We start from the raw sequence: 18,679 nt of genomic DNA on the forward strand, positions 1-18,679 counted from the left end.
AAACAATTCGTAACCTCTGGCACCCTCTTACCTGGCCGGCGCCGGTGCCGGCTCGGATGCCGGCGGCGGTGGCGGCGGCATGCCCGGCGCCACCGGCGCGCCTTCCGTCAAAGGCGAGGCCGAACGCGGCGGCGGCGGCACTTCGGCCGGCAACGTCCGCGCCGGGGCGTGCGCGGCCATCACCGGGACGCTCACCGCCAGCCAGCCCGAGGCCGGCAACAACGGCACCAGCAGCAGCGCGACGATGTTGATGATCTTGATCAGCGGATTGACGGCCGGACCGGCCGTGTCCTTGTACGGGTCGCCGACCGTGTCGCCGGTGACCGCCGCCTTGTGCGCCTCCGAACCCTTGCCGCCGAAGTGGCCGTCCTCGATGTATTTCTTGGCGTTGTCCCAGGCGCCGCCGCCCGTCGTCATCGAGATGGCGACGAACAGGCCGGTGACGATGGTGCCCATCAGCATGCCGCCCAGGGCTGCCGATCCCAGCAGCATGCCGACGACCACCGGCACCACCACCGGCAGCAGCGACGGCACGATCATTTCCTTGATGGCCGAGGCGGTCAGCATGTCGACCGCCTTGTCGTACTCCGGCTTGCCGGTGCCGTCCATGATGCCCTTGATGTCGCGGAACTGGCGGCGCACCTCCACCACCACGGCGCCGGCCGCGCGCCCCACCGCTTCCATCGCCATCGCGGCGAACAGGTAGGGGATAAGGCCGCCGATGATCAGGCCGACGATGACCATCGGATTGGACAGGTCGAAGGTGATGCTCTTGCCCGCCGATTCGAGCGCGTGCGTGTAGTCGGCAAACAGCACCAGCGCGGCCAGCCCGGCCGAACCGATGGCGTAGCCCTTGGTGACGGCCTTGGTGGTGTTGCCCACGGCGTCGAGCGGGTCGGTGATGGCGCGCACCGATTCCGGCATGCCGGCCATTTCGGCGATGCCGCCGGCGTTGTCGGTGATCGGGCCGTAGGCGTCGAGCGCGACGACGATGCCGGCCATCGACAGCATCGAGGTGGCGGCGATGGCCACGCCGTACAGCTGCCCCAGCTGGTACGACACCAGGATCGCCGCGCACACGGCCAGCACCGGCCACGCGGTCGACTTCATCGACACGCCCAGCCCGGCGATGATGTTGGTGCCGTGCCCGGTGGTGGAAGCCTCGGCGATATGTTTGACGGGATAGAAATCGGTGCCGGTGTAGTACTCGGTGATGTAGACCATCAGCCCGGTGAGCACGATGCCGACCACGGTGCAGCCGAGCATGCGCATGCGCATCGCCTCGTCCGGCCAGACCTGCCACGTGACGACCGCGAAGCCGATCAGCGACAGCCCGGCGGCCCACCACAGGCCGGTGTACAGCGCCGACATGATCTTCTTGCCCGGCTTGGCCTTGACCATCGAGCAGCCGATGATGGAGGCGATGATGGAGACCGCCCCCAGCAGCAGCGGATAGACGACGGCCGTGCTCGACGTGGTCATCAACAGCGCGCCCAGCAGCATGGTGGCGATCAAGGTGACGACGTAGGTTTCAAACAGATCGGCGGCCATGCCGGCGCAATCGCCGACGTTGTCGCCGACGTTGTCCGCGATCACGGCCGGGTTGCGCGGGTCGTCCTCGGGGATGCCCGCCTCGACCTTGCCGACCAGGTCGGCGCCGACGTCGGCGCCCTTGGTGAAGATGCCGCCGCCGAGCCGCGCGAAGATCGAGATCAGCGAGGCGCCGAACGCCAGCCCGATCAACGGCTCGATGACCTTGTGCAAGTTAGGCCCGAGATCGGGCGGCAGGCCGGCGATCAGGTACATATAAAACAGCACCACGCCCAGCAGCCCGAGCCCGACCACCAGCATGCCGGTGATGGCGCCGCCCTTGAAGGCGACGTCGAGCGCTTCGTTCATGCCCTTGGTGGCGGCCTGCGCGGTGCGCACGTTGGCGCGCACCGAGACGTTCATGCCGATGAAGCCGCACGCGCCAGAGAGCACCGCGCCGATCAGGAAGCCGATGGCGGTGTTGATATCGAGTAGTACGCCGATGAGGATGAGCAGCACCAAGCCGACGATGCCGATGGTGCGGTACTGGCGCGCCAGGTAGGCGGCGGCGCCTTGCTGAATCGCCAGTGAAATTTCCTGCATGCGCGGGTTGCCCGCGTCCTGGCGCAAAATCCAACTACGTGACCATAAACCGTAAACCACGGCGATAACGCCGCAACCGACTGCTAACCAAAGACTGGCTGCCATAGATGTCCCCTTATTTTTATTGAACGAGCCTACAAACCACACTTCAGTAGCTGTCCGGTGGGACAGCCGACTAACCTGCGAACTGCAAAACGTCAAATCGGGAGGGCATCCAGCTTGGGCCGGCCTGGTGAACACAAGGGCGTAAAAAAAGCGGACGCTCGGTCCGCTCTACTTTACCGCTTATTCGGCGAGCGCGGCAAACGCGCTGTCACGAATTTGTTCCACCGGACCGACCCCGGCGATGCGGCGGTATTTCGGCGCGCCAGGCTCGCCCGATTGTGCCCAGGTATTGTAGTAACCCAGCAGCACTTCGGTTTGATTATGGTAAACGTCCAGACGTTTTTTGACGGTTTCCGCCTTGTCGTCGTCGCGCTGCACCAGGTCTTCGCCGGTGACGTCGTCCTTGTTGTCCACCTTCGGCGGATTAAACTTGACGTGGTAGACGCGGCCCGAACCCGGGTGCACGCGGCGGCCGTCCATGCGCTCGATGATCGACTCGTCCGGCACATCGATTTCCAGCACGTAGTCGACGGCCACGCCGTTGTCCTTCATCGAGTCGGCTTGCGCGACCGTGCGCGGGAAGCCGTCGAACAGGTAGCCGTTGGCGCAATCGGGCTGCTGCAAACGCTCTTGCACCAGGCCGATGATGATGTCGTCGGAGACCAGACCACCCGCATCCATCACTTTTTTGGCGGCTACGCCCAACTCCGTCCCGGCCTTGATCGCGGCGCGCAACATGTCGCCGGTCGAGATCTGGGGGATGTTGTATTTTTCTTTGATGAAATTAGCCTGGGTGCCCTTGCCTGCACCTGGTGCTCCTAAAAGAATAAGACGCATGAAAAATTCCTAAAACAGATTTTGGATGTGGTTAGTGTGTGTGTGGAAACAGTAGAAATACTGCAAGTCCGACTATGTTGGTACGAAACTTACCACAAAACTTCGTCTAAACGCCAATTTGTGACGGCTTGCGCCGTTGTTCACTGGCAAAACAGGAGCATACAGAGATATTCCGTATGAATATCGCACCTGCTGCCTGTTTATGATTGATTTATGCCGGTAAGCTGATCTATATCAATACAACAGCCGGACACGTTCCAGATCTTCCGGCGTGTCGACGCCGGCGGCCGGCGCCGAGTCGGTGACATGGACGGCGATCGGATAGCCGTGCCACAGCACGCGCAGCTGCTCCAGCGCTTCGATCGATTCCAGCGGCGAGACGTCCAGCGCCGGATAGGCTTGCAGGAAATCGTTGCGGTAGGCGTACAGTCCGATGTGACGGAGCGGTACGTAGCCGGCTGGCAGTGCATCTTTGGACTGCGCAAAGGCGTCGCGGTTCCACGGTATGGTCGCGCGGGAGAAATAAAGGGCCCGGCCGGCCTTGTCCAACACCACCTTGACCACGTTCGGGTTGAAGGCGTCGGCGGCGTCGTGCAGCGGATGGGCGCAGGTCGACATCGGCACGTCGGCGCCGATGCGGGCGGCGGCCGCTTGCAGCAGGGCCGGGTCGATCAGCGGCTCGTCGCCCTGCAGGTTAACGACGACGGCGTCGGCCGGCAGATTCAGGGTGCGCGCCACTTCGGCGATGCGGTCGGTGCCGGACGGATGGTCGGCACGGGTCATGCACACTTCCACGCCATGCAGTTCGCAGGCGGCGCGGATGTCTTCGTGGTCGGTGGCGACGATGATGCGCGCCGCGCCCGCAAGGGCGGCGCGCTCGGCCACGCGGACCACCATCGGCTTGCCGCCGAGGTCGGCCAGCGGCTTGTTCGGCAAGCGGGTCGACGCCAGCCGCGCCGGGATGATGACGATGAACGGAGACACCGGGTTGGAGACGGACTGCACCGCTCAATCCACCTTATCTTGCAACGTACGGGCCTCATCGGCCCACATGATCGGGATGCCGTCGCGGATCGGAAACGCCAGGCGGTCGCCCTTGCAGATCATTTCCTGGGCTTTCTTATCGTACTCAAGGGGGCCTTTGCAGACCGGGCATACCAGGATATCAAGCAATCTAGCGTCCACGACATTTCTCCACGATTTGGTCGGCCAGCGCCGCATCGATGCGCGCCGTTACCGGGACGACCCATAGTCGCGGGTCGTCACTGAGTTCTTCAATTTGCGCACATTTTACTGCATCCTTCTCGGTCATCAAGATGATATCGGCCTCCAGCCGCGCGAACGGGCGGTCGGTGTAGTCGTGATGATCGGGCAAAGGCAGCTCGGCGATCGACAGGCCGGCGGCCTTGAGCATGCCGAAGAAGCGCGACGGATTGCCGATGCCGGCGGCGGCGGCCAACCGCAGGCCGGGTTGGTTCAGGGTGGACAGCTCGCGGCGCTGCGAACGGTCGCGCAGTTGTTCAGCGTGGCGCCCCTCCAGAATCATCTGTATTGGCTCGCTTGAACCCGCACCGCCAACCGGGGTCGTACCCGTTGGGTACGCCCCCTGGCTTGCGGGTTGGGCACCGACGGCGCGTATCAGCTCGTCCGTCAGCAGCGGCGCGTTGATGACGGTGAAATCGCGCCGGCGCGAGACCGGCTCGCGCAACGGCCCGGCCGGCAGCAGCCAGCCATTGCCGGCGCCACGGCCGTCGAACAGGATGATCTCGATATCGCGTTGCAACGCGTAATGCTGCAAGCCGTCGTCGGTCAGCACGATATCGACGTCGGGATGGGCCGCCAGCAGCGCGCGGCCGGTGGCGGCGCGGTCGCGCCCGACCATGACCGGGCAGCCGGTGCGCTGCTTGATCAGCAGCGGCTCGTCGCCGACCTCGGCCGGCGTCGACAAGGCGCCGACCTCGCGCGCGCCGTCGCTGCCGTGCCCGCTGCCGTGGCCGCGCGAGATGACACCCGGGCGCATGCCGGCCGCCTGCAAGGCTTGCACCAGCCAGATCGTCAGCGGCGTCTTGCCGGTGCCGCCGATATAGATATTGCCGACCACCACCACCGGCACCGGCAGCCGCGACGACTTGAGCAGGCCGGCCCGGTACAGTCCCGCGCGCAAGCCGCTGACCGCGCGGAACAGCAAGGACAGCGGCCACAACGCGCAGGCGAGCGGGCCGCGCCGTAGCCAGTTGCTCGTCAGCGTGGTTTCAAGCGCGGACGACTTGGCAGGGGAAGAGGCGGAAGGCGCGGACACTTATTTGGCGGCACTGGTCTGCGCGGCGAAGGTCAGCTTGTCGTAGCCGGCGATGCGGGCCGCCTCCATCACGTTGATCACCATCTGGTGCATCGCGAACTGGTCGGCGTTGACGATCACCACCGGCGACCTGCCCGGCTGGCCGCCCTTGTCGGCCACCGTCTTCATCGACTGCGCCAGGCCGGCCACGTCGCGGAACGACACCGGCTCGTCGTTGATCGTGTAGTTGCCCTTGGCGTCGACGGTCACGTTCAGCTCGAACGGCTTCTCTTCCTGCTTCTGCGCGTCGGCGGTCGGCAAGGTGATCTGCAGCTCGGTGAATTTGCTGTAGGTGGTCGAGACCATCAGGAAAATCAAAATCACCAGCAACACGTCGATGAACGGGATCAGGTTGATCTCGGGGTCCTCGCGGTGCCGGCCTTTGCGGAAATTCATGCGGAGGTCCTTACTTGCGCTTGCTGTGCACGATATCGACAAACTTCACCGCCTGCTGCTCCATGTCGATGACGAAACTGTCCACCAGCGCGCGGAAGTGACGGTAGAACACCAGGGTCGGCATGGCGATGGCCAGGCCGAAGCCGGTGTTATACAGCGCCACGGAAATGCCGTGCGCCAGTTGCGCCGGGTTGGAGCCGGTGGCGTTTTGCGAACCGAAGATCTCGATCATGCCGACCACCGTGCCGAACAGTCCCATCAACGGCGCCAGGGTCGCGATGGTACCCAAGGTGGTGAGGAAGCGTTCCAGGGTGTGGGCCACACCGCTGCCGGCCTCTTCGATGGATTCCTTCATCACTTCGCGCGGCGCGTCGACGTTGCGCAGCGCGGCCGACAACACCACGCCCAACGGGGAACTTTTTTCCAGCTTGTCGATGACGCCGGTGTTGACGTTGCCGCCGCGATAAACCTGAACCACCTCGTCCAACAGCTTCTTCGGCAGGATTTTGCTACGGCGCAGGTACAGCAAGCGTTCGATGATCAGGGCCGTCGCAACGATCGATGCAATCAACAACAACCAGATAGGCCAACCTGCGGCTTGGAAAATAGCGAGCAAAACGAACTCCTGTATAGATAAACCCGAAGGCGCAATGTATCTTGTTGGACGACACTCGGCAAGTAGCGAATGGCCGGACAGCAGCGGCCCGCCCGAAGCGACCGTGGAGTTCTGCACATTTTCTGTGGACAACGATGTGCGCAAGGCCTCCCAACACCGCTCAAGCCGTTGATTTAAAAGGGAATTAAATCAAAGATTAAAAACGTCGCAGGCAGTGATGCTCGGGCTTGTTTTTTGCCCAGCAAAAGTTGTGCCCACTTATGCCCACATTCTGTTGATAAGATTGTGCGCAAGCCACGCGATGCCTTCCGATGTCCTTGATTTTAATCAGTAATGTTATCCTGCGTAAAAATCCGGCATATGGCGACTCGGTGGAAGATAGTAGCCAAAATACTTAGCATCAAGGCAACGTGAATCGGACCAAAGCGCCAAGCGAGCACTTCTGCACACTTTGTGTGGATAAGATTGTTAGCAATACCCGCCACGCCCCATCAAGTCATTGATTTTAAAAGATAATTAACCCATGCGTAAAAATGACGCACGCAAAACAGCCTTTGGTCCCTGTGTTTGGCGATTGGTATGGTCCGCAACTTCTGCACATTAAATGTGGATAAGATTGTGCGCAACGGCTCCCACATTGTGAAAGATCGTTGATTTATAAGGGAATTTTTGCCATGAGTAAAAATATGGCAGAGCGGCATTTCGATAGAGTTTTGAGAGGCAAACGGGAGTTTTCCACCGCACCGGTCGCCAACGCTAGCGATAATGCCGGCCTATCGCGGCGAACGATGCACTTCTGCACATTTTGTGTGGATAAGATTGTTAGCAATGCCGCGCACTGATGCCCATGTCATTGATTTGTAACGGATAAATTGCCATGCCCAAAAACGATGCATATCGTTTCCTCGCCAGGGGCAGTCGCGGCACGCCGGCGACACGAATCCGGGCCGACATCGCGGCGCACGGTGGGCTCGATAATAACGCCGGAGTTCTGCACAAGTTCTGTGGATAAAATTGTGCGCAATACCATGTTTGATGCCCTAACCCTTTGATTTTGCTCAGCATACTTTCCGTGCGCAAATTTTAGGCATACAAAATCAGCAAGAAGAAAACAACTATCGGTCACAAAAGTTTCACACAGCATTTGTGGATAACTTTGTGCGTAACTACCCTGGCGAAAGGCAAAGTGCTTGATCCATAAGGCTTTTTCGCCTCTGCACGCAAATACGGCAGAAAAGTTTAACCTTTAAAATCAAATACCTACCTATAATACCTCCTGCTTTTTGTGGCATATGACCGCTGTGTGACCAAACGCACATTGTGTGGATAGTTTATTTTTTTGAAATCTATGATGTTCGACGACCGCTCCGACTCCGCTCCCGCCGCAGCCCCCGTGATGACCGTGACCGCGCTCAACCAAGCGGTCGCGCGGCTGCTCGAGCGCTCCTTCCCGCTGGCCTGGATCGGCGGCGAAGTGTCCAACTTCACCCGCGCCAGTTCCGGCCACTGGTACTTCACGCTCAAGGACAACGCCGCCCAGGTGCGGGCGGTGATGTTCCGCGGCCGCGCGCAATACGCCGACTTCATTCCGCGCGAAGGCGACAAGGTCGAGGTGCGGGCGCTGGTCACCCTGTACGGCGCCCGCGGCGACTACCAGATCAACGTCGAGGCGATACGCCGCGCCGGCGTCGGCTCGCTGTTCGAGGCGTTCCAGCGGCTCAAGGAAAAGCTGGACGCGGCGGGCCTGTTCCACGCCGACCGCAAACGCGCCCTGCCGATGTTCCCGCGCGCGATCGGCATCGTCACCAGCCCGCAGGCGGCGGCTCTGCGCGACGTGCTGACGGCGCTCAAGCGGCGCGCGCCGCATGTGCGCATCGTGCTGTATCCGACACCCGTGCAGGGACAGCTGGCGGCCGAGAAGATCGCCAACGCGATCGACACGGCCTCGCTGCGCAACGAATGCGATGTGCTGATCGTCTGCCGCGGCGGCGGCAGCATCGAGGACCTGTGGTCGTTCAACGACGAGGATGTGGCCTACGCCGTCGCCAATTGCCGCATGCCGGTGATCTCCGGCGTCGGTCACGAGACGGACTTCACGATCTGCGATTTCGCCGCCGACTTGCGTGCGGCCACGCCGACGGCGGCGGCCGAATTGGCGGCCACGCCGCGCGCCGACTGGCTGGCGTCGCTGCGCGCCGACGCCACGGACTTGCGACGCGCCATGCGCCGCAGCGTGAGCGAGGCCACGCAAACGCTGGACAACCACACGCGCCGCCTGCTCAATCCGGGCGCGCAGATCAAGCAGCAGCGTTTGAAGCTGTTGGCGCTGTCGACGGCGATGATGCACGCGAACCGCATGCCGCTGTCGCAGTCGCGTTATCAGCTCGATCGTTTAAGTGGCAGGATGGCGGCGCACAAGCCGGACGTGCGGGCGGCGCGGTCGGCGCTGGCGGGATTGCGCCATCGCGCCGAGATCAGCGTGGCAACGCAGCTGGGCCGGCGCCGCCATGCGTTGGCGGCGCTGTCGTCGCAACTGGAGTTGTTGAATCCCCAGCGCACCCTGGAGCGCGGCTACGCCATCGTCACCGACGACAAGGGCGCCATCGTGCGGGCACCGGCGCAACTGCGGCCGCGCAGCAACCTGACGTTGCGGCTGGCCGAAGGCAGCGCGCAAGTGGGCGTCGACTCGGTGCAGCCGGCGTTGGATTAACCCCCGGCAAGGGCGGGGTCGTACGGGGACGCCGAGTCCCATTGGGGTACGACCCCTATGACGCGACCGCCGCCGGCCACGGTCGGGTCGGTGGGTTTCAGCCGGCCGACAGCATCGCCGACATCCCGATCAAGGTCGGATATTCTTCGGTGATGACGAAGGTCGGGATGTGCGACAGATAATCGGAAAACCGCCCCTTCTGCTCGAAGCGCGCGCGGAATCCGGAATGCTCGAAGAACTCGCTCATCCGGGGCACGATGCGCCCGCCGATGTAAATGCCGCCCTTGGCGCCCAGGGTCAGCGCCACATTGCCCGCCACCGTCCCGAGCATCTCGCAGAACGCCTCCAGCGTCTCCTCGCACACCGGGCATAAGCGATGCAAGCCCTGCTCCATGATCTCGGTCGTGCCCAGGTTGCGCGGCTCCACGCGCGCCCGTTCGCACAGCGCGCGGTACACCAGCCCCAGGCCGATGCCCGACACCAGCCGCTCGCTCGACACATGCTCGTGATAGCGGCGCGCATAGCGCAGGATGTCGATCTCGCGCTCGTTCATCGGCGCGAAGGTGCTGTGCCCTCCCTCGCTGTCGATGGCGATCCAGCGGCCATCGACGCCGGACGGCACCAGTCCGGACACGCCCAGTCCCGCGTCCGCGCCCACCAGGCCGATGGTCGCGCCGGCGCGCGCCACGCCTCCGCCGATCTGGCGCTTGTGGTCCGCCGCCAGGTATGGCAAGGCGCTGGCCAGCGCGGTGAAGTCGTTCACCACCACCAGCGATTTCAAACTGAATTGCGAGCACACCGCCTCGATCGAGAACGACCAGTGGTGGTTGGTCATCGTGACCCAGTCGCCGTCGATCGGATTGGCGATGGCGATGCCGGCGAAGCGCGCCTGGTAGCCGCCCGCCGCCACCGTGGCCGGCTGCGACAGGTAGGCCACCAGCGCCGCGCCCAAAGTGGGATAGGTGGCGCAGTCGGTGACCCAGATGGCGTCGATTTGGTTGGGCGCCGTCTCCAGGCCGAAGCTGGCGCTGGTGCCGCCGATGTCTGCCAGCAGGCGCGGGCCGTTCGCCAGATGCGAAAAGGATGCGCGATCCATGTCTCTTCCTTTTTTATTGTTGGTGCGGTTCGTTATGCTAATTATACGGCAGCACCTTTATGAAATCGTTTTCAAAACCGGTTTGATTAGATACCCGGCGCTGGGGAAAGTCAATGCGCGGCCGGCACTGGCCGAAAGGATAGCGAATATGGTAATCTTTGGTGAAAAGCTTTTCATAACAATTAAATAACAGGACTTCCCCTTGGCAGCTACCCCCTCCCCCTCCGGCCCGTCGACGCTGATGGATGTTGCACGCCAGGCGGGAGTGTCGCCCAGTACGGTTTCCCGCATCCTCAATGGCACCGCCAAGGTCTCGGACGACAAGCGCGAGGCCGTGCTGGCCGCCATCGCGAAGATGAACTTCGCCCCCAACCAGATGGCGCAGGGCCTGAAAAAAGGCCGCTCGCTGACCATCGGCATCGTGGTACAGGACATCTCCTCCCCTTTCTTTGATGAAACCCTGCGCGGCGTCGACGACGGCCTCAAGGGCACCGGCTACGCCTCCGTCATCGTCAGCGGCCACTGGAACGCCGACGAGGAGGCCGAGCGCATCCGCCTGCTGCTGGCGCGCAAGGTCGACGGCATCATCCTGCTGTCGGGGCGCATCTCGGACGAGACCGTGCTCGGCTTCTCCACCCAGCGGCCGATCGTCTCGACCGGGCGCGAACTGAAGACCCGCACCGCGCTGGGCTTCAAGATCAATAACGAATACGGCGCCTATCTTGCCGTGCGCCATCTTATCGAATTGGGCCACCGCCGCATCGCCTTCATCTCCGGCCCGGCCAACAACATGGACGCCGACGAGCGCCTGTCCGGCTACAAGCGCGCGCTGGAGGAGTCCGGCATCGAGGCCGACCCGCACCTGATCGTCGAGGGCAATTACCACGAAGCGAGCGGCATGATGGCGATGAACCGGCTGTTCGATACGCACCAGCAATTCACGGCCGTGTTCGCCGCCAACGACCTGAGCGCTTATGGCGCGCGGCTGGCCTTGTACCGCAAGGGCATCCGCGTGCCGGACGACATCTCGCTGGTCGGCTTCGATGATTTGCCGGGCTCGTCCTACACCACGCCGCCGCTGACGACGATCCGCCAGCCGCTGTACGACATCGGCCGCATCGCCACCCACGCGCTGCTGCGCGTGATCAACGGCGAGGACGCCCAGGGCGAGATTCCCCCACTGGAACTGATCGTGCGCGAAACCACCCGCCGGGTGCGCTGAGTATCCACACGGAAAGCGGGCCTTTTGAGCATGGAAGGCGCATCCGCTTTACAATGATGAACGTTTCGCCATAATTCACCCTCGGTTTTAATACCCCAAACAAAGGAATAACAATGGAACATACCCTGCCAGCACTGCCATATGCCATCGACGCCCTGGCGCCGCACATCTCGCAAGAAACCCTGGAATACCACTACGGTAAGCACCACCAGACGTATGTCACCAACCTGAACAACCTGATCAAAGGCACCGAGTTCGAGAACCTGTCGCTCGAAGATATCATCAAGAAATCGTCCGGCGGCGTGTTCAACAACTCCGCCCAGGTGTGGAACCACACCTTCTACTGGAACAGCCTGACGCCAAACGGCAAAGGCGCACCGGACGGCGCGCTGGCCGACGCGATCAACGCCAAGTGGGGTTCGTTCGACAAGTTCAAGGAAGAGTTCACCAAGTCGGCCGTCGGCAACTTCGGTTCGAGCTGGACCTGGCTGGTGAAAAAGGCCGACGGTTCGCTGGACATCGTCAACACCTCGAACGCCGCCACCCCGCTGACCACCGATGCCAAAGCGCTCATCACCTGCGATCTGTGGGAGCACGCTTACTACATCGACTACCGCAACGTGCGTCCTAAGTATCTGGAAACCTTCTTCAAGCTGGCCAACTGGGACTTCGCGGCGGCCAACTTCGCCTGAATGACCTTGCGCGGCTAAAATAGCGCGCAATCACGTAGGGCGGATTAGGCGGAACGCCGTAATCGGCCATGCATGCGTCAACGCGACGCAAACATGGCCGATTACGCTGCGCTAATCCGCCCTACGCGTCTCCTCGCGACGCATCTATCGTGCGCGGCCTATAATCTTCGGAGACACCACTCTGGAGATTGCCTTGACCTACCTCGCCTCACCCCATCGCTACGAAGAAATGCAGTACCGCACCTGCGGCCGCAGCGGCTTGAAGCTGCCGGCGATGTCGCTCGGCCTGTGGCACAACTTCGGCGACACCAACAACCTCGCCTCGCAGCGCGACATGCTGCGCACCGCCTTCGACCTGGGCATCACCCACTTCGACCTGGCCAACAACTACGGCCCGCCGTACGGCTCCGCCGAATCGAATTTCGGCCACCTGTTCAAGTCCGACTTCCAGCCCTACCGCGATGAACTGATCATCTCCACCAAGGCCGGCTGGGACATGTGGCCCGGCCCCTACGGCCAGGGCGGCGGCTCGCGCAAGTACGTGCTGGCCAGCCTCGATCAAAGCCTGAAGCGCATGGGCCTCGACTACGTCGACATCTTCTACTCGCACCGCTTCGATCCGGCCACGCCGCTGGAGGAAACCATGGGCGCGCTGGCGCACGCGGTCCAGCAGGGCAAGGCCTTATACGTGGGAGTGTCGTCCTACTCGGCCGAGAAAACCGCCGAAGCCGCGCGTCTGCTGCACGAGTGGAAGGTGCCGTGCCTGATCCACCAACCGTCCTACAACATGCTGAACCGCTGGATCGAGGAAGACCTGCTCGACACCCTGGGCAAACAGGGCATCGGCTGCATCACCTTCACCGCGCTGGCGCAGGGCATCCTGAGCGACAAATATTTGAACGGGATCCCGGCCGACGCGCGCATCAACCGCCCTGGCGGCGGTTCGCTGATGGCGTCGCACCTGAGCGAGGAAAACCTAGCCCGCGTGCGCGCCCTCAACGAGATAGCCAAGGCGCGCGGACAAACGCTGGCGCAGATGGCGCTGGCCTGGGTACTGCGCGACGCGCGCATCACGTCGACCTTGATCGGCGCCAGCAGCAGCGCGCAGATCCGCGAGAACGTCGCCGCGCTGAAGAACCTGACCTTCAGCGCCGACGAACTGGCCGCGATCGACCAGCAAGCCAAGGAAGGCGACATCAATCTGTGGGCGGTATCGTCCGTCCACAAATAAGTACTTATTGGCGGGAAGCCGGCTGCCCGTTGAGGCGCGACTTCTCGCCACGCTCCAACGTTTGATCCGGCGGCAGGTCGTCATCCGGCACGCTGCCGTCGTCCTCCAACGGCACCACGTCGTGGAAGTCGCCGTCCACCATCGCATCGGCGCCCGGGATGGTTTCGACATGATCGAAACCGATGTCGGCGCCCGCCTCCACCCTGTCGATCGCGACATCGCCCCGCTCGCCGGTGCCTTCGGCGTCGGTGTCGCTGTCGAGCGCGAGGTCCGGATTGCCGGCCACGTCGCTGCCGCTGTCGGAGTTATCGCTTGGGCCGAGCGAACGTGTGCCGTGGCCGCGCCCCAGCACGCGATCGTTACCTGCCGGGATGTTATCGGGGTCGAGTGTACTGTCAGACATGATCTGCTCCTTCCAATGAAAACCCGATTGGACCACTGCGGCGGCGGCCGGTCCGTGCGCCCACTCGCATATAAGGGAGACCCGCAGAGGACAGCGCTATCGCCCCGATAGGAATCTTTTACTTTACAAATGTACTATTCAGAGATATAGTTAATCCATACACACACGAAGGAGTCCATCATGAGCACCCTTACCAACAACCTGCTGCGCACCGCCGCCATCGTTTTCGCCATCGCCGCCGGCAGCGCCGCCGTCGCCCAGACCACGTCGTCGGCCACCAGCCCGACCAGCACCGCTTCTGCCGCCACCAGCGCCAGCACCACCAAGGCCGCGACCAGCAGCACCGCCGCGCAAAACGCCGTCGCCGCGACCGCGGTCTCTGCGAGCAAAGCCCAACAACCGACCGGCCTGACCCGCGCCCAGGTGCAAGCCGAATTCCTCGAAGCGCGCAAGAACGGCACGCTGCTGCAAACGGAAGCGGACTTCGACGTCGCGCAAACCCGTAAGCACGTCGCCAACTAAGCGCGCGTCGAGATCACCATGACCACGCATCCAGCGCCACGCCCCCTCGCAGCCGCCATGCTGGCGTGCGCGATGGCGGTGTTGGCCGGATGCGCGGACATGGGCCACATCGAGCCGCAAGCGACCGCGCTCCAGCCCGCGCAACTGAATCCCGGCAAAGCCATTGCCGCCGCAAGCGCCGACGTGACGTGGCCCGCGCAGCATTGGTGGGAAGCGCTGCATGACGAACAGTTGAACAAGCTTGTGAGCGCTGCGCTGGTCGACAATCCGGGCCTGCGCGCCACACAAGCGCGCGTGCGCCAGGCCGAGTCGCTGGCCGGCGTCGCCAAAGCCGGCACTTTGCCGCGTATCGACGCCTCGGCCAGCATCGACCGCGAACTGTATTCCGCGCACAGCACCGTACCCGCTCCACTGGCCGGCAACTACGCGTGGAAGAACACCGCCACCCTGTCCGGCTCCTACGACCTGGATCTGTGGGGCCGCAACCGCGACGCGCTGGCCGCAGCGCTCGACGAGGTGCGCCTGGCGTCGGCCGAAGCGCAGATGGCGCGCCTGACGCTGGAGACGGCCATCGTGCGCAGTTACATCCAACTGTCGCTCGACTACGCGTTGCGCGACAGCGTGGCCGACAACCTGGCGCAGCGCCAGCGCATCCTCGAGATCACGCGCAAGCGCCACGCGGCGGGACTGGTGAGCGACATCGACGTCACGAACATTGAAACGACACTGCCGGCGGGACGGCGCGACCATGAGCAGATCGACGAATCGATCGCCCTGTTGCGCAACCAGCTGGCGGCACTGATCGGCAAAGGACCGGGCGACGGTGAAACCATCGCCCGGCCGAAGCTGGCCCTTGAAGCGGGACACGGCGAAGCGGTGCCCGACACGCTGCCGGCGGAACTGGTGGGCCGGCGTCCCGACATCGTCGCGCAGCGCTGGCGCGTGGAAGCGGCCGGCGCGCGCATCGCCGACGCCAAGGCCGACTTCTACCCGAACATCAATCTGGCGGCCTTCGTCGGCGTGCAGTCGCTGGGCTTCTCGCGCTTCCTCGACAGCCACTCGCAGATGCGCGGCATCACGCCGGCCATCAGCCTGCCGATCTTCGACGGCGGCCGGCTGCGCGCGCAGCTGGGCAACCAGACCGCGCTCTACGACGGTGCGGTCGAACAGTACAACGCCACCGTGGTGCAGGCGATGGCCGATGTGGCCAACGCGCTGGTGCGCATCGCTTCCGTCAAGCAGCAGGACCTGCTGGCGCAGCGCGCGCTGGCGTCGGCGCGCCGCCAGCAGCAGCTGGCCGAACGGGCCTACGACGCCGGCATAACCGACTCGCTCAACGTCATCAACGCGCAGCTGACTTTGTTAAACGAGCAGCAGCAAATGGCACAAGTGGCGAGCAAACAACTGGATAACTACGCTTTGTTGATGTCGGCGCTTGGCGGGGGTATAAAAGTGGATTAAGCGGGGAGCTTCCAAGTACAATCAATCCTTCAAAAATTATAAGAGGAGCAAGGCAATGAGCAGTTTTGAAGCGACTAAAAAACGCCTGAAAAACATCCATGCCCGCATGCCGGACTTCCCCGAGGATCTGATGCGCCTGATGCGCATGACCTACCACATCCAAAAACGGATGAAAGATTTGAGCAACGCCGCGCTGCGCAAATATGACCTGGTGGACGCCAGCTACATGGTGCTGGCGGTGTTGTATGGTTCGGACGACGAGACCTCCACCGCCTCCACCCTGGGCGAGGCTTGCATGGAGAAGCCCGCCAACCTGACGCGCGTGTGCAACGACCTGGAAGCGCAGGGACTGATCACGCGCGGCAACCGCCCGGGCGACCGCCGCTGCGTGATGATCTCGCTGACCGACACCGGACGCGCGCTGATCGCCAAGGTGCTGCCGGAGGTATGGGCCGCGACCACCCACGCCTACGACGGCTACAACGCGGAAGAAGTCAAACAACTGGAAGCCCTGCTGAAACGGCAGTTGAACAACCTCGAAGCACTTACATAGACGAACCCACACCATGAACCCTCCCTCCGCCGCCTCCCCCACAAAGGAAAACCAAGCGGCGCGGGGAGCGGTGAACAAGGGAGCGGCGTGGTTGCGCTCTGAAACCGCCGACTGGTTCAACACCGAAGGCCAGCGCTGGGTCTTCGTCGCCAAGGCCATGCTGGCCGCCTTCTCCGCCCTGTGGCTGGCCTTTCGCCTCGGCCTAGACTCTCCCTCCACCGCGCTTGCCACCACCGTCATCCTCGCGCTTCCCAGCAGCGGCATGGTGCTGGAAAAGGCCTTCTACCGTTTTCTCGGCACCTTGGTCGGCTGCGCGGCCTCGCTGCTGCTGGTGGCGCTGTTCCCTCAATCGCCGCCGGTGCTGTTCGTCGGCGTGGCGCTGTGGGTAGCGCTGTGCACCGGCGGCGCCGCCATGCACCGCAACCAGCAATCGTATAGCTTCGTGCTGGCCGGCTATACCGCCTGCATGATCGTCGTTCCCGCCATCGACGCGCCGGCCCACGTGTTCACGCTGGCCGTCACCCGCGTGACCGAGGTCGGACTGGGCATCATCTGCGCCGCCGTGGTGCATGACGTGATTTTCCCGCGCCGCCATTCGCACGCCGTCATGCGCACCGTGCAGACGCGCTACGCCGGCTTCATCACCTTCTGCCAGCAGGTACTGGAGCGGCGCCTGTCGCCGGCGGAAGCGGAGTTGAACCACTTGAGGTTCGCCGCCGATATCGCCGCGCTGGAATCGGGCCGCGCCGCCGCCTTCTTCGAAGCCGACCACGCCCGCTCCCATACGCGCCAGCTGCACGCCTTCAACGCGGCTTTCATGACGGTGCTGACCACTTTCTATACGCTGCACCGCCTGACCCACCGCTTGCGCATCAACGCCACCGGCCCGGTGCTGGAGCTGGTGGAGCCGATGCACGCGCATCTGGCGCGGGCGATGAAGCCCGACCTGACCGCCGGCCAACTGGCACGCATGCGCGTGGAACTGGCGGAAGACATCGCGACGGCACACGCGCGGCTGGCGGGCGAGCCGCTGGACGGGCGCCCGCGGCAGATCGACTTCGACACGGCGGTCGAACTGCTGGATCGCTTCGTGCGCGATCTGGAGGAGTTCGCGGCGCTGTATCACGGCCTGACGCGGGAAAAACGCCAACAGGTCAGCGATCCCGGCGCCTACACGCCGAAGACGCCGCCCGCCATCGTCGTCGCCAGCGGCTTGCGGGCCGGGGCCACCCTGCTGATCGCGGCTGCCGCATGGTACTGGCTGGCCTGGCCCTACGCCGCCAACGCCATCCTGATGGCGACCATCTTCTGCGCGCTGGCGTCGTCGTCGCCGCGACCGACGGCGCTGGTGCAGCAGGTGCTGACCGGCTTCCTGATCGCCGCGCCCCTGGCCTTCCTCACCGAGTTCCTGCTGATGACGCGGGCCGACGACTTCGGCCCGATGGTGCTGGTGGCCCTGCCGCTGCTGGCGCTGGGCTCCTATTTGAGCACCGGTCCCAAATGGGCCGGCGTGGGGATCGGTATCGGCATGTTCTCCGCCACCCTGCTGGTACCGGCCAACCAGATGCGCTACGACGTCGAAGCCTTCATCAGCAGCGAGCTGTCGCTGACGATGGGCGTGGTGGTCGCCTATGTGATGTTCAAGGTGGTGCTGCCCGAGCACACGATGGGCCACAAGCGCCATGTCGCCGCCGCGCTGTGGCGCGAAGCGCTGAACGCCTGCACGGCGCCGTTGCACCGGCTCAAGCGCCGTTTCGACAATCGTGTGCGCGATCTTCTGAGCCAGTTGAACGCCGCTTCTGGGCCGGCGCCGGGCGAAGCGGCGCGCTCGGTGGTGCGCCAGGGCCTGACCTTGCTGGAGCTGGGCCACGCCGTCATCGAACTACGGCAGTTGATCGCCGCTTCGCAACCCGGTCCCGCGCGCCACGGCCTGCAGCAAGTGGTGCTGCACCTGGCCGACTACATGCGCGCGCCCACACCGGCGCACGGCGCGACCGCGCTGGAATCGCTGCTGCACGCCGGTACGGCCGTGCGCGCGGTGCTGGCCGACGCGGCGCCCGAACGCCGCCTGCCGCTGCGCACCGCGCTAACCGACCTGCATTCCATTTACACGTCCTTGCTGGACCAGCTATCAACAGGAGAACCCCATCATGCCGCGTGAGATCGACTTTTTCGGCGTACTGCTGCCCGGCGTACTGCCGCTGTTCCTCGTCAGCCTGCTGCTGCAGGTCGCGCTGGACAGTGTTTTGAGCCACGTCGGCGCGTACCGCCAAAGCTGGCATCCGGCGCTGGTGCGCCTATGCCTGTTCGTCTGCATCTTCGGCGCCCTGCTGCTGACCCTATACAAATAATCCAAACCATCTT

Annotated in this window: 18 protein-coding genes; 9 read left to right on the forward strand and 9 right to left on the reverse strand. The window is 63.6% G+C overall.

Features of this window, described 5'->3' with window-relative positions; genetic code table 11:
• Nucleotides 1–27 precede the first annotated feature (27 nt).
• The 7 genes from NHH88_25680 to NHH88_25710 all read right to left on the reverse strand — a co-directional run bounded on the left by NHH88_25680 (nucleotide 28) and on the right by NHH88_25710 (nucleotide 6,425).
• On the reverse strand, nucleotides 28–2,238 hold the full coding sequence (locus tag NHH88_25680; protein ID USX13023.1) for a sodium-translocating pyrophosphatase: 2,211 nt from the start codon (nucleotides 2,236–2,238) through the stop codon (nucleotides 28–30).
• A gap of 180 nt (nucleotides 2,239–2,418) precedes the next feature.
• Nucleotides 2,419–3,075 (reverse strand): adenylate kinase, encoded by a 657-nt coding sequence (gene adk, locus NHH88_25685; GenBank protein USX13024.1) that lies wholly within the window; start codon nucleotides 3,073–3,075, stop codon nucleotides 2,419–2,421.
• A gap of 234 nt (nucleotides 3,076–3,309) precedes the next feature.
• The gene (gene kdsB / locus NHH88_25690; GenBank protein USX13025.1) at nucleotides 3,310–4,080 is read right to left on the reverse strand and encodes a 3-deoxy-manno-octulosonate cytidylyltransferase; all 771 of its coding nucleotides are present in this window, start codon (nucleotides 4,078–4,080) and stop codon (nucleotides 3,310–3,312) included.
• Nucleotides 4,081–4,083: 3 nt separating this feature from the next.
• Nucleotides 4,084–4,260: a Trm112 family protein gene (locus NHH88_25695; protein ID USX13026.1), complete on the reverse strand. Its 177-nt coding sequence runs from the start codon at nucleotides 4,258–4,260 to the stop codon at nucleotides 4,084–4,086.
• Complete coding sequence (gene lpxK / locus NHH88_25700; protein USX13027.1) at nucleotides 4,250–5,374, reverse strand: tetraacyldisaccharide 4'-kinase; 1,125 nt, start codon at nucleotides 5,372–5,374, stop codon at nucleotides 4,250–4,252. Before lpxK ends, NHH88_25695 begins: the two co-directional genes overlap by 11 nt.
• Entirely contained in the window at nucleotides 5,375–5,809 is a 435-nt protein-coding gene (locus tag NHH88_25705) for a biopolymer transporter ExbD (GenBank protein USX13028.1), read from the reverse strand. It lies immediately after the preceding gene.
• A 10-nt stretch (nucleotides 5,810–5,819) separates the two neighbouring features.
• A complete protein-coding gene (locus NHH88_25710; protein USX13029.1) occupies nucleotides 5,820–6,425 on the reverse strand; it encodes a MotA/TolQ/ExbB proton channel family protein in 606 nt (201 codons plus the stop codon).
• A 1,348-nt stretch (nucleotides 6,426–7,773) separates the two neighbouring features.
• On the opposite strand from NHH88_25710, the gene xseA reads away from it, so the two are divergent.
• Entirely contained in the window at nucleotides 7,774–9,135 is a 1,362-nt protein-coding gene (xseA, locus tag NHH88_25715; protein USX17434.1) for an exodeoxyribonuclease VII large subunit, read from the forward strand.
• A gap of 97 nt (nucleotides 9,136–9,232) precedes the next feature.
• On the opposite strand, the gene NHH88_25720 is transcribed toward xseA, so the two are convergent.
• The gene (locus tag NHH88_25720) at nucleotides 9,233–10,231 is read right to left on the reverse strand and encodes a glucokinase (protein ID USX13030.1); all 999 of its coding nucleotides are present in this window, start codon (nucleotides 10,229–10,231) and stop codon (nucleotides 9,233–9,235) included.
• A 241-nt stretch (nucleotides 10,232–10,472) separates the two neighbouring features.
• Here NHH88_25720 and NHH88_25725 point away from each other — a divergent pair, with 241 nt between their 5' ends.
• The 3 genes from NHH88_25725 (at nucleotide 10,473) to mgrA (ending at nucleotide 13,376) form a co-directional block, all read left to right on the forward strand.
• Nucleotides 10,473–11,453: a substrate-binding domain-containing protein gene (locus NHH88_25725; GenBank protein ID USX17435.1), complete on the forward strand. Its 981-nt coding sequence runs from the start codon at nucleotides 10,473–10,475 to the stop codon at nucleotides 11,451–11,453.
• 113 nt (nucleotides 11,454–11,566) lie between these two features.
• Nucleotides 11,567–12,145, forward strand: a complete 579-nt coding sequence (gene sodB, locus NHH88_25730; GenBank protein ID USX13031.1) for a superoxide dismutase [Fe] — start codon at nucleotides 11,567–11,569, stop codon at nucleotides 12,143–12,145.
• Between the two features lie 193 nt (nucleotides 12,146–12,338).
• Nucleotides 12,339–13,376 carry an L-glyceraldehyde 3-phosphate reductase gene (gene mgrA / locus NHH88_25735; protein ID USX13032.1) on the forward strand — a complete coding sequence of 346 codons (1,038 nt, stop codon included), beginning with the start codon at nucleotides 12,339–12,341 and terminating at the stop codon, nucleotides 13,374–13,376.
• A gap of 4 nt (nucleotides 13,377–13,380) precedes the next feature.
• Here the strand turns inward: mgrA and NHH88_25740 are convergent, their stop codons facing one another.
• Entirely contained in the window at nucleotides 13,381–13,779 is a 399-nt protein-coding gene (locus tag NHH88_25740; GenBank protein USX13033.1) for a hypothetical protein, read from the reverse strand.
• Between the two features lie 180 nt (nucleotides 13,780–13,959).
• Here NHH88_25740 and NHH88_25745 point away from each other — a divergent pair, with 180 nt between their 5' ends.
• The 5 genes from NHH88_25745 to NHH88_25765 are packed head-to-tail and all read left to right on the forward strand — an operon-like array spanning nucleotide 13,960 to nucleotide 18,666.
• The gene (locus NHH88_25745; GenBank protein ID USX13034.1) at nucleotides 13,960–14,301 is read left to right on the forward strand and encodes a DUF4148 domain-containing protein; all 342 of its coding nucleotides are present in this window, start codon (nucleotides 13,960–13,962) and stop codon (nucleotides 14,299–14,301) included.
• Between the two features lie 18 nt (nucleotides 14,302–14,319).
• Complete coding sequence (locus tag NHH88_25750) at nucleotides 14,320–15,762, forward strand: efflux transporter outer membrane subunit (protein ID USX13035.1); 1,443 nt, start codon at nucleotides 14,320–14,322, stop codon at nucleotides 15,760–15,762.
• 55 nt (nucleotides 15,763–15,817) lie between these two features.
• The gene (locus tag NHH88_25755; GenBank protein ID USX13036.1) at nucleotides 15,818–16,315 is read left to right on the forward strand and encodes a MarR family transcriptional regulator; all 498 of its coding nucleotides are present in this window, start codon (nucleotides 15,818–15,820) and stop codon (nucleotides 16,313–16,315) included.
• A gap of 13 nt (nucleotides 16,316–16,328) precedes the next feature.
• The gene (locus tag NHH88_25760) at nucleotides 16,329–18,476 is read left to right on the forward strand and encodes an FUSC family protein (GenBank protein ID USX13037.1); all 2,148 of its coding nucleotides are present in this window, start codon (nucleotides 16,329–16,331) and stop codon (nucleotides 18,474–18,476) included.
• Complete coding sequence (locus NHH88_25765) at nucleotides 18,466–18,666, forward strand: DUF1656 domain-containing protein (GenBank protein ID USX13038.1); 201 nt, start codon at nucleotides 18,466–18,468, stop codon at nucleotides 18,664–18,666. The genes NHH88_25760 and NHH88_25765 overlap by 11 nt, the downstream gene beginning before the upstream one ends.
• The last annotated feature ends 13 nt before the right edge of the window (nucleotides 18,667–18,679 follow it).

The organism is Oxalobacteraceae bacterium OTU3CAMAD1, from assembly GCA_024123915.1.
Lineage (GTDB): Bacteria > Pseudomonadota > Gammaproteobacteria > Burkholderiales > Burkholderiaceae_D > Rugamonas.